Genomic DNA, 10036 nt, shown 5'->3' with positions numbered 1-10036 from the left:
CGCGCGCTCGGCAGGCTCAGTGTCGGGCGGGTCGGCCGTCCATTCTCGACGGTGGCGCTCAGTTCGCCGTCACAGTGTCCTATGTGGACGTTCACCCGTGCGCCGGGTGCGTGCTTGCGCGCATTGGTCAACGCTTCCTGGGTCGTCCGGTAGATCGCTGTCGCCGTCGTAGCGCTGCTCGGCGTCGCGTTTTTCGGCGGCGGGTCCATCACGGGCTGGTCCGCACGGGCGGCGGTCCGACCGGCCGGGTCCCGCTGTCGAAGCTCGAACGCGCCAACATGGTGCTCGTCCTCGCACTCACCCAGGCCTTCCAGACACTGGTCTTCGCCACGCTGACGTTCGGCTTCTTCGTGACGTTCGGCAAGATCGCGCTCAAGGACGAGGTGATCAAGGCCTACACGACGCGAGACCCCACCCCGGGAATCCTGTTCGGCACCCAGATCCCGGTGCCCAACGAACTGCTCCAGGTGTCACTGTTCATCGCGGCGTTCTCGGCGGTGTACTTCGTCTCCTCGACGGTGAGCGACGCCAAGTACCGGAGCGCCTTCTTCGACCCGCTGGCCGACCACCTCGCGGTCAGCCTCGCCGCGCGGGACGTCTACCTCGCCCGGTTGCCGTGAACGCGGGTGTCGTCGCGGTCAGCCGGCCGGGCGTCCGACGCCCGGGTCACTCGGGTGGGGCTTGAACGGCGTGACCGTGACGGTCATCCACTTGTTGAGCGGCATCGAGGTGAGCACTTGGTGCAACTCGTTCTCGTCGGTGGCGTTGAACAGGCCGAGAGTGTGCCATTCGCCGGGCGCCTCCGGTGGCTTCCACAGCCGCAGCACATGGCCTTGCGCGGCGAGTTCCTTGACCCGCGCGGCCTCGCGTCGCCTGGTGTCGTCGACGGTTTCTCGGGCGGTGCCTTCGGGCACGGTGGTCACCATGTCCACCAGAAATTCCATGGCTGTGCTCCCTTTCTTTCTCAGCTGTGATCGCGGGGGTTGGAGTCGCCGAGCCAGGAGACCTGGTAGTGGCTGATGAGCCAGGTCTCGCCGGTGCGGCGGAGAATGACGCTGAGATACACGGTCAGTGTCGGCCGGTCGGTGAAGGCGAAGTCGACGCTGAGGTAGCCGAGGACCAGATCGTCGGCGAGGCGCCGGGTCTGCAGGACGGTGTATTCCGCGGTCAGGCCGAGGGGCTGGCTGTCGTAGTACGCGGCCACGCTGTCCGGGCCGACGCTGTAGGGGTGCAGGCCCTGGAAGATTACGTCGTCGGTGAAGTGTGTGGCGACGCGTTGGGGGTCGTGCGCGTCGACCGCCGACTTCCACTGGTCGAGCACTGTCGTGAGGATGTCGGTCTCGGTGCTGGTCATGATGGTCTCCATTGTCGGTGAGGGCTGGGATTCAACTACTTGAGGCGAGTGGCACGGACCCGGCTGGGCAGCGGGCCCAGGTCGTGCGGGAAGCGCAGCCGCAGCACGCCCGCGGCGACCGCCGCCAGTGCGACCACGCCCGCGCTGGCCAGTAATGTCACCTGGTAACCGTGGTGCAGCAACGGGGCGACGGCTACCGGGCCGAGGATCTGCCCGGCGCTGTAACCGGTGGTGAGGATCGCGACCGCACGCGCGACACGCAGGTGGGTGCCGACTGCCAGGGCCAGGGTGCTGATGCCGAGAAAGGTCCCGCCGAACAGGATCGCCGAGGCGAGCGCCGCCGCGGCGCCACCGCCGAGTACGGGCAGTGCGATGCCCACCGCCTGGACGACCAGGGCCACCAGCAGCAGTGCGGGCCGGGACCAGGTTCGGCTCAGCCAAGCCCAGAGTGCCGGGGATGGCACGGCGGCGAGGCCGACCAGCACCCACGCGCCGGTGCCGAGCCAACCCGACGCGCTCTGGTCGATCGCGGCGACCAGGAAGGTCCCGGCGATGATGTAGCCGATCCCCTCCAGTGAGTAGCTGGTCAGCAGTGCGGTGAACGCACGCGGCCCGGCCTGCGGACCGCCCGGTGACGCGGCCGGCCCGGCCCGGTGCGCGGGCATCGGCAGCCGCCACGCGAGGATCGCGAACACCACGGTCAGACCGGCCGCGCTCCACCACGCCTGCTGCCAGGTCGCGGTGGTGCGCAGGACGAGGAGCAGGCCGCCGGAAAGCGCGATCCCCGCTCCGACGCCGCCGAAACCCCAGCCGACGAGATGCTGTGCGCGGGTGTGCAGTCCCGCGAGCAATGCGCTCACGGCGATGACGAAGATCAGCGCGCTGGCCACCCCGGCGACGAACCTCAGGCCCAGCCAGACGTCCCCCGCCCGGGTCGCCGGCATCAGTGCCAGCGAAGCGGTGAGCACGACGAGCGACCCGCGCAGGGCCAGACGGGCTCTCGCCAGGGCAGGCACGGCGATCGTGGCCAGCGCGCCGACGAGGTAGCCGGCGTAGTTCGACGTCGCCAGCCCGGCGCCCAACTGGGGTGACAGCCCGGCCTGGGCGTGCATCAGCGGCAGGATCGGCGTGTAGACGAATCTGCCGACACCCATTCCCGCGGCCAGCGCGGCGGCCGCTTGTCCGGCGAGCGCCCACGGCCTCGCTGTCGCAGCCCCTCCAGTGGAGTCGGGGTTGCCCTGCGGTACCACGGCCATCAGGTCCTTCTTCCTTGGTGTGGCCATGGGGATGTTTCCCTTCAACGCTAACGGAAATCGCCGGCATCAAGCTGACATCGACTGCATAGACGACCAGTCTACTAAGAAGCTAGACGACTGGTCGTATACTGTCAAACATGGGACGTACGAGTGATGCACGCGACAAGATCCTCATCGCGGCGAACCGGCTGATCGAACAGCACGGCTACTCGGCACTGGGCGTCGCGCAGATCTGTGCCGCCGCCGGGGTGCCGAAGGGCAGCTTCTATTACTTCTTCGAGTCCAAGCAGGCCCTCGCACTCACCGTCATCGACGAACACTGGGCGGAGCAACAGGGCCAGTGGACCGAACTGCTCGACAACGACCGGCCGCCGTTACAGCGGCTGCGGGACTTGTTCGAGGCCACCGAGACGGTGCAGCGCGACGGTCAGCGCGACACCGGGACCGTCGTCGGCTGCCTGTTCGGCAATCTCGCTCTGGAGCTGAGCAACGAGTCCGAGGAAATCCGGGTTCGGCTCCAGGAGATCTTCGAAGCGCAGATCGACATGATCGAGCGAGTCGTTGTCGAGGCCCGGAAAACCGGCGACGCCGCGGTGACCGTGGACGCTCGCGAGGCCGCTCGCTCCATCGTCGCGCAGCTGGAGGGACGGGTCCTGTTCGCCAAGCTGCTCAACGATCCGGCTCAGCTGGAAACGTTGTGGCGAAACAGTCTCGCGCTGCTGGGAGTGGCGGCCGACGCACCCGCCATGACCGGCTAGCCGCGCACGGCTCGGCCGTTGCCGGATTATCGGGCCGGTGCGGTCGATCGTCGCCGGCTCGCTGGGTGGTGTGCCATCGGTCCACTTGGGACGGTGGTCGACGGTTCTTGACCCAGCACGGGTTCAACCTTGGTTGTCGCGGACGTGGGCGAGGATGGAGTCGGCGATGTCCGGAAGCGCGACGACCTGCTCTACCAGCGTTGTGTCGATGGCGGCGCCGGGCATCCCGAAATGCGCCGAAGTGGCCTGGTCCTGGGCGAGTACCGTCCCGCCGCAATGTGCGACCGCGCGGATCCCGGCTTGCGCGTCGGTGCCTTTGCCGGTGAGCACCACGGCCAGCACCCTCGGCCCGCAGGTCACGGCCAGCGTCGCCAGCATTAGATCCGCAGACGGCCGGGACGGGGGAAGAGTGCCGGAGTCGATCAACCCGATGCGGGCTTCCGAAGTCACCAGGAGATGCCGTCCCTCCGGCGCGACCAGCACCCTGCTGGGTAGCAGCTCGTCGCCGTTGCGCGCGGTGGCCACGGTCAAATCGGTGCGATGATCGAGGATCGCCGCCAACTGGCTGGGATGCTCAGGCTGCAGGTGCTGCACCACGAGTACAGCCGCGGGCAGGTCACCCGGCAACTTGGCCAGCACCTGGGTCAGCGCGTCGAGGCCGCCACTCGAGGCCACCAGCGCGACGACCGGGAATCTCAGCGCGTAGGAATCCGGGCCACCTCTGTGGTGTGCGCGGGGGCGAGCGGTCTCGTGGCCGTCGGCAGCTGTCACGTACTCACGGTCTCATGTTTGTGCCAACCGGGTCAGGCAGCGTAAACGACCTGGCCGAACGTACGAGTTCCATGGACTGCTGACCGTGGACGAGATCCGGCCCGGTTCCTGCGGCACCAGTACTCCGGCTCTTACTGTCCACTTCGTACTGGCCGCTCGAGTGGCCGCGCCGGCCAAAGTGTGTGAACGGCAGGACGCCTGGGTATCTCGCTGGAGTGATCACCGCGAGAATGGGGCGACGCGCCGGGCTGATTGTCCTGGTCATGTGCCTGATGTCCGCTTGTTCCGGCTCGAGTGGGCAAGAGCCCGTGAAGGCCATGACGCAACGGTTTCTCGACGCTTTCGGCGCCGGGGACACCGCGGCGGCCTGTGGTGCGCTCGCGCCGCGCGCCCGCGATTCGCTCACGCGCGGTGGCGGTACCTGCGAGAGCACGCTGTCGTCGGTGAAGCTTCCCCGCGATCCCGTCGGCTCGGTGGCGGTGTGGAGTGACGAAGCGCAGGTCAAAACGGCCGGGGATACCGTGTTCCTGCACGAGTTCTCCACGGGCTGGCGGATTACCGGCGTCGGGTGCCGCCCGGAGAACGAGCAGGTCTACTCGTGCGAGGTGGGCGGGCCATGAAGACCAAAGCGCTGTTCGCGGTGTACCTGGTGTTCGTGGTCGCCGGGCTCGGTTACTGCATTCTGCTGGGGGTGCTGCACCGATGAAGCGATTCTTGCGGGACAACGGACTCGCCCTCGCGTTCGGGGCGTTGTTCCTGGTCAGCCTCGCCGGTCAGGCGCTCGCCGGGCACAGTGCCTTCAACGCCGACCAGCTCGCGCACGCCGCTGAGCCGGTGGGGCTGCCGAGTTACCTGACGTCGGCCGACTTCGCGGTGGATGTCGCGGAGAACTGGCAGTCGGAGTACCTGCAGTTCTTCCTGTACGTGTTCGCGACGGTCTGGCTGGTTCAGCGTGGCTCACCGGAATCGAAACCCGCCGGGCGGATCGGGCAGGAGTCGGACAAGGACCAGCAGATCGGCGTCCATGCCGGCGAGGGCTCTCCGCGGTGGGCGAAGACGGGTGGCTGGCGGACGGCGGTCTTCTCCCGCTCGCTGGGTTTGGTGATGCTGGGGTTGTTCCTGTTGTCGTGGATCGCGCAGTCGGTGGCGGGGATGAGCGCGTACAACACCGCCCAGCTCGGTGATTTCGGTGATCCGGTGAGCTGGCTGGGGTATGTCGGTTCTTCGGATTTCTGGAGCCGGACGTTGCAGAACTGGCAGTCGGAATTCCTGGCGATCGGTTCCATGGCCGTGTTCAGTGTGTATCTGCGCCAGCGCGGATCCCCCGAGTCGAAGCCGGTGGGCGCCCCGCACATGGTCACCGATGAAACGGGCTGAACTTCGGCCTTGAGTTCGGGGCTGGTCTCGAGGCGGGAATACCTGCGCGTCAGTGTCGGCGAAGCTCTTTGACGGCCCCGGCCGGAATAGCGGCTGTGTGTGTCGGGTTGAGTGCATACATGGCCGATGACACTGCGGAACTCAGCCCGACAAACTGGGTCCAGGACCAGACGAAGAAGATCCTCGAGACCGGCACGACCGAGGGGCTCGACGTCCTCGGGATGCCGATCGTGCTGCTGACTTTGCGGGGCGCGAAGTCCGGCAAGCTGCGCTACACCCCGGTGATGCGCGTGGAGCACAACGGCAGCTACGCCGTGGTGGCGTCGAAGGGCGGCGCTCCCGAGCACCCCCTCTGGTACCACAACATCAAGGCGTACCCGGAGTTCCCGCTGCAGGACGGGACCGTCACCAAGGACTACGTCGCCCGCGAGGTCGAGGGCGAAGAGCGTGCGGAATGGTGGGCGCGCTCCGTCGAGGCCTACCCGTCCTACGCCGAGTACCAGACGAAGACGGACCGGCAGATCCCCGTCTTCGTGCTCGACCCGAAGTCCTGATCCCACCGCCGGATCCGTACTGTGTGGTGCGGATCCAGCACGCGACGGGGCTAAAAGTCCAGGTTGAAGTCCGTGACGTACCAGCCGCCTTCGACCTTGCTCACGCCGAAGGTGATGTTGGTCTCGCCGGGTTTCACTCCGGTGGAGTTGGCCAGCACGACCTCGTCCAGGGTCTTCCCGTTGACGGTGATCTTGTCGGCGGCGATCGTCGCCGAGTCGCCGGTGGGCGCCGGGCCTGTGACCTGGACCTCGGGCTTGCCCGTCGAGTTCGCGGGGGTGAACGTCTCCCGCAGGCCCTTGAGTACCCGCTCCATGGTCTTGATCTCGGCGTTGGCGGGGTCGCAAGTCGCCGCGGTGTAAACCTTCGGCGGCGAGGCCGAGACGTCGGCCATGTCGGTGCACGCCCGCTTGTAGTCGCCGGCGATGACCGCGCCGACCCAGTCGGCGAGCACCTGCTGGCCGGTCGCCGGCCGACCGGCCTGATCGGGTTCCGCTACCTTCGAATTGCCGGGGGCGGCCGAAACGGAAGTGCCGGGGAATTGTGAAACGGCAGTACCTTCCAATTGTGTCGAACACCCGGCGGTAATGCCGGCGACCGCCAAGGCGACTCCAATTTTTCGCATGACGGCCCGGTTCATGTTAACTGATCCCATAGTGGGAAATTATCGCCCGGATGGGTGATTAAGTCCAGATATGTTACAGATTTTGTTTGCCTGTCCCGATTTTCAGACTTTCTTCGGACAATAAGAAACGCGGTTTCTCGAAAGGAGAAACCGATCGGTTTGCCGGGAAAGTCAGTGCGAAGAATTCAGCTGAGCCGTCCGGTGAGCCATTTGGCCACGTCGTCGAGTATCTCCGTGTCGACCGGCTCTCGCAGTAACCGGCGATAAGACCGCACCGAAGCCGGACCGGGATCGCGGCGCAGGATGTGGGTCAGGCCGGGTATCCGCCGGACATCGACGTCGCCGGGAACCAGCTTGGCGATCGTGTCGAGATCGCCGGGGTCCACCTGGACGTCCTTGTCGCCGGTGATCGCGAGCACCGGGACGCGGATGGCCCGCAGGTGGCGGCGCGGGTCGTGCGCCAGGATCTCCCGGAACCAGCGGGCGTTGACCCGCACGCCGGCGATCCGGGCCACGTCGGTCGACGTCACCTTGATCCGCTCCAGTCGCCCATAGGCGAACCGGACCAGGAACGGGCGCAGCACCCGCGGCAGATTGTCGGCGAGTTGCAATATCTGCCATTTCAGGGCGTCTTCGGCGGTACGCGCGAACCCGGCCAGCAGCACGATCGCCGCGGCGTTTCCGGTCGCCCCCAGTCGCATCGCGTGCACGGCACCTTCGCTGTGGCCCACGACGCCGGTCGCGTTCGTTTGGATCTCCGGTCGCCCTGCGAGCGCCCGCAAAGCTGTGGCGGCATCGTCATAGTTGTCAACGAAACCGGTCGACTGCCAGTCGCCGGGGGAGGCGCCGACGCCGCGGCGGTCGTAACGCAGTGAGGCGATTCCGTGGTTCGCCAGTGCCGCCGCCAGCGGCTGCCCCAGGTCCATGCGCAGCCGGCCGGCGTTGGAATCGCGGTCCAGCTTGCCGGAACCGGCCAGCAACAGGACCGCGGGATGCGGACCGGGACCGGCGGGCAACGTGAGCGTGCCCGCCAGGGCGAGCCCGTCGCCGGCCGTCACCGTCACCTCGGTCTCCCGCATGACCCCCGCGAGCACTCCAGTGCTGTCCGGGATCGGGAACTCCGACATCCCCACTCCTCACCGTTCTCGAATGTGATCCCCGACCGGCGAATAGCGGCGGCGCGACGCAGGCGCGGCCAGAGGAAGGTGACTGTAGGGGTTCGCCGGTGGCCGGCGCCATCTTTTCGACGATGTTCAAAAGGTCCGCCGGGTCGCTCGGGTACCTTGTGCGGCACGAGCCGCGATCGGAGGACGGCGCCATGGCAGGCTTCAGCAAGCTGGACCTCGGGCAGCTGGACCAGGTCGGGATCACTGTCGTGGACCAGCCGGGCGCGACGCTCCTGTCCTTGACCGCCGACGCGCTGGGCGGCAGGCCGCAGGGCATTCCGGCCAAGTGGCGCGACCTGATCCGGGCCGCCGCACCACCCGGAACCGCCGAAGTCCTGCGGCCGATGTTCGCGCCAGGGCATTCGGGCGTGCCGTACAGCTTGACGCCGGACATGACCGCGCGCTCGGTGCCGGACATCCCCGCCTATCTGGCGCAGCTCGGTGATCTGCCGGCCGAGGTCCTGATCAACGATCTGGAGTCGGATTTCGGCGGCGAGATACCACCGCGATGGCAGTCCGTCGTCGATGCTCCCCGGCAGTGGATCGCCGCCTACGTCCGGGTCCTGCAGTCGGTGTGGGACGCGTTCGCCCCGATCTGGCGGGCGGCGGATCCGTTGCGCAAGCGCGAGGCCGAACGGATCGGCACCGCCGTGGTGGGCGACGGGCTGGACGTGCTGCTGGCCGGGATCAACTCCCGCAACCGGCTCGTCGGTACCACGCTGTACCTGCCCGACGTGGATCCGGCGGATTTCGACCTCGCCCGGCGGCGGCTCCTGCTGGTACCGGTGGTCTCCGGCAACGGTGCGTCGATCTTCAGTTTCGAGCGGCCCGACGTCGTCTGGCTCGGCTATCCACTGCCGGGACTGGGACTGCTGTGGGACGACCAGCCCGCGCCGCCTCGGGCCGACGACGCGTTGACGCTGGTGCTGGGCGCTGTCCGCGCGGCGATTCTCCGGGCCGCGGGCCGGACGCCCACGATGGGTGAGATCGCCGGCGTGATCCAGTGCAGCGCCGCGACGGCCACCTATCACTGTGTCCAGCTCGAAGCGGCCGGTCTGCTCACCCGGGAACGCCGTGGCCGCAACGTGCGGCTGCTGCGCACTCCCCGTGGTGCCGCTCTTGTCGATTTGATGAGCTGACGGGCACCACCGAAGGCGGCGCCCGTCAGCGATCGGTCACATCTCGAGCAGCGGGCGGACTTCGACGGCGCCGTCCATGATCGGCAGCAGTTTGCCGATGGCGATCGCGGTGTCGAGGTCGGTGGTCTCGACCACGAAGAACCCGGCGATCACCTCTTTGCTCTCCAGGAACGGGCCGTCGGTGACCAAGCCGTCCTTGTGGATCGTCCGGGCGTTCGCGACGGGCTCCAGGGCCTGCTCGTGGACGATCTTCGCGCCCATGGCGGCGATCTTCGGCCCTGCGCTCATATTCGCTTCCATGACCTCGGGCGGGATGTCGGCCACGCCTCCTGGCGTTTCGGCTTCGTAGATCAGAATCGCGTACTGCGGCATGGGGTGTCCTCGTGGTCGCTTCGGTCGTTCACCAGTTCCCGGTCTCCGGTCCCATCGCACCGTATTCGAGCTTGCCGTCCCGTGCGTAGGTGCTGACGACGACTCCGCGGCCCGACGTCGTGATGTTCACCAGCTTGAGCGCGGCGGGGATGGTGCCTTCGCCGAAGAGCCGCTTGCCGGAGCCGAGGAGCACCGGGAAGACCAGCAGGTGGAGCTCGTCGACGAGGTCGTGTTCGAGCAGCGTCTGGACCAGGCCGCCGCTGCCGTGGACCTGGATCTCGTCGCCCTCGCCCTGCTTGAGTTCGCCGACGGCCTTGGCGACGTCGCCGGTCAGCAGGGTCGAGTTCTGCCACGACAGGGTGTCCAGCGTCCGCGACGCGACGTATTTGGGCATGCTGTTCAACTTCGACCCGATCGGGTCGTCGGCCTCGGCCAGCGGCCACGTGGCGGCGAAGATGTCGTAGGTCTTGCGGCCGAGCAGCAGCGCGCCCGCCCGGCGGGTCAGGTCCGTCATCAGGCCGATGAGCTGCTCGTCGAAGTACGAGACGGACCAGCCGCCGTGCTCGAAGCCGCCGTCGGTGTCCTCATCGGGTCCGCCCGGGCCCTGCATGACCCCGTCCAGGGACACGAACGTGGTCACCATCAGTTTTCGCATGTCGCTTCCTT

At 67.5% G+C, this 10036-nt stretch carries 14 protein-coding genes and 1 pseudogene; 6 read left to right on the top strand and 9 right to left on the bottom strand.

Annotated features, from left to right (window positions below; translation table 11 throughout):
- Positions 1-212, bottom strand: a pseudogene (locus tag VGP60_RS20200) (sensor histidine kinase); the annotation flags it as partial.
- Between the two features lie 66 nt (positions 213-278).
- On the opposite strand from VGP60_RS20200, the gene VGP60_RS20195 reads away from it, so the two are divergent.
- Positions 279-620: a hypothetical protein gene (locus VGP60_RS20195; RefSeq protein WP_327549599.1), complete on the top strand. Its 342-nt coding sequence runs from the start codon at positions 279-281 to the stop codon at positions 618-620.
- An 18-nt stretch (positions 621-638) separates the two neighbouring features.
- Here VGP60_RS20195 and VGP60_RS20190 read toward each other — a convergent pair whose 3' ends face one another.
- Genes VGP60_RS20190 through VGP60_RS20180 form a run of 3 tightly spaced genes read right to left on the bottom strand, consistent with a single transcriptional unit; the run spans position 639 to position 2637 of the window.
- Complete coding sequence (locus VGP60_RS20190; protein WP_327549598.1) at positions 639-944, bottom strand: muconolactone Delta-isomerase family protein; 306 nt, start codon at positions 942-944, stop codon at positions 639-641.
- Positions 945-964: 20 nt separating this feature from the next.
- The gene (locus VGP60_RS20185; RefSeq protein ID WP_327549597.1) at positions 965-1354 is read right to left on the bottom strand and encodes a YybH family protein; all 390 of its coding nucleotides are present in this window, start codon (positions 1352-1354) and stop codon (positions 965-967) included.
- 35 nt (positions 1355-1389) lie between these two features.
- Positions 1390-2637 carry a YbfB/YjiJ family MFS transporter gene (locus tag VGP60_RS20180; RefSeq protein WP_327549596.1) on the bottom strand — a complete coding sequence of 416 codons (1248 nt, stop codon included), beginning with the start codon at positions 2635-2637 and terminating at the stop codon, positions 1390-1392.
- Between the two features lie 110 nt (positions 2638-2747).
- On the opposite strand from VGP60_RS20180, the gene VGP60_RS20175 reads away from it, so the two are divergent.
- Positions 2748-3368, top strand: coding sequence for a TetR/AcrR family transcriptional regulator (locus VGP60_RS20175; RefSeq protein WP_327549595.1), 621 nt, complete (start codon positions 2748-2750; stop codon positions 3366-3368).
- A gap of 123 nt (positions 3369-3491) precedes the next feature.
- Here VGP60_RS20175 and VGP60_RS20170 read toward each other — a convergent pair whose 3' ends face one another.
- A complete protein-coding gene (locus VGP60_RS20170) occupies positions 3492-4139 on the bottom strand; it encodes a chemotaxis protein CheB (RefSeq protein ID WP_327549594.1) in 648 nt (215 codons plus the stop codon).
- Between the two features lie 317 nt (positions 4140-4456).
- Between VGP60_RS20170 and VGP60_RS20165 the strand changes: the two genes are divergently transcribed.
- The 3 genes from VGP60_RS20165 to VGP60_RS20155 all read left to right on the top strand — a co-directional run bounded on the left by VGP60_RS20165 (position 4457) and on the right by VGP60_RS20155 (position 6070).
- Positions 4457-4759: a hypothetical protein gene (locus VGP60_RS20165; RefSeq protein ID WP_327549593.1), complete on the top strand. Its 303-nt coding sequence runs from the start codon at positions 4457-4459 to the stop codon at positions 4757-4759.
- Between the two features lie 82 nt (positions 4760-4841).
- The gene (locus VGP60_RS20160; RefSeq protein WP_327549592.1) at positions 4842-5516 is read left to right on the top strand and encodes a DUF6766 family protein; all 675 of its coding nucleotides are present in this window, start codon (positions 4842-4844) and stop codon (positions 5514-5516) included.
- A gap of 119 nt (positions 5517-5635) precedes the next feature.
- Positions 5636-6070, top strand: a complete 435-nt coding sequence (locus VGP60_RS20155; RefSeq protein WP_327549591.1) for a nitroreductase family deazaflavin-dependent oxidoreductase — start codon at positions 5636-5638, stop codon at positions 6068-6070.
- A gap of 50 nt (positions 6071-6120) precedes the next feature.
- Here the strand turns inward: VGP60_RS20155 and VGP60_RS20150 are convergent, their stop codons facing one another.
- On the bottom strand, positions 6121-6633 hold the full coding sequence (locus VGP60_RS20150; RefSeq protein WP_327549590.1) for a hypothetical protein: 513 nt from the start codon (positions 6631-6633) through the stop codon (positions 6121-6123).
- A 245-nt stretch (positions 6634-6878) separates the two neighbouring features.
- The gene (locus VGP60_RS20145) at positions 6879-7820 is read right to left on the bottom strand and encodes an alpha/beta hydrolase (protein WP_327549589.1); all 942 of its coding nucleotides are present in this window, start codon (positions 7818-7820) and stop codon (positions 6879-6881) included.
- 191 nt (positions 7821-8011) lie between these two features.
- Between VGP60_RS20145 and VGP60_RS20140 the strand changes: the two genes are divergently transcribed.
- The gene (locus VGP60_RS20140) at positions 8012-8998 is read left to right on the top strand and encodes a helix-turn-helix domain-containing protein (RefSeq protein WP_327549588.1); all 987 of its coding nucleotides are present in this window, start codon (positions 8012-8014) and stop codon (positions 8996-8998) included.
- Positions 8999-9034: 36 nt separating this feature from the next.
- Here VGP60_RS20140 and VGP60_RS20135 read toward each other — a convergent pair whose 3' ends face one another.
- Both VGP60_RS20135 and VGP60_RS20130 read right to left on the bottom strand, forming a co-directional pair.
- Positions 9035-9370 (bottom strand): YciI family protein, encoded by a 336-nt coding sequence (locus tag VGP60_RS20135; RefSeq protein ID WP_327549587.1) that lies wholly within the window; start codon positions 9368-9370, stop codon positions 9035-9037.
- 28 nt (positions 9371-9398) lie between these two features.
- Entirely contained in the window at positions 9399-10025 is a 627-nt protein-coding gene (locus VGP60_RS20130; RefSeq protein WP_327549586.1) for a dihydrofolate reductase family protein, read from the bottom strand.
- Positions 10026-10036: the final 11 nt, after the last annotated feature.

The sequence above is a fragment of the Amycolatopsis sp. genome, assembly GCF_036008905.1.
In the GTDB taxonomy this organism is placed as follows: domain Bacteria; phylum Actinomycetota; class Actinomycetes; order Mycobacteriales; family Pseudonocardiaceae; genus Amycolatopsis.
This window is presented reverse-complemented; position numbering and strand designations above follow the sequence as displayed.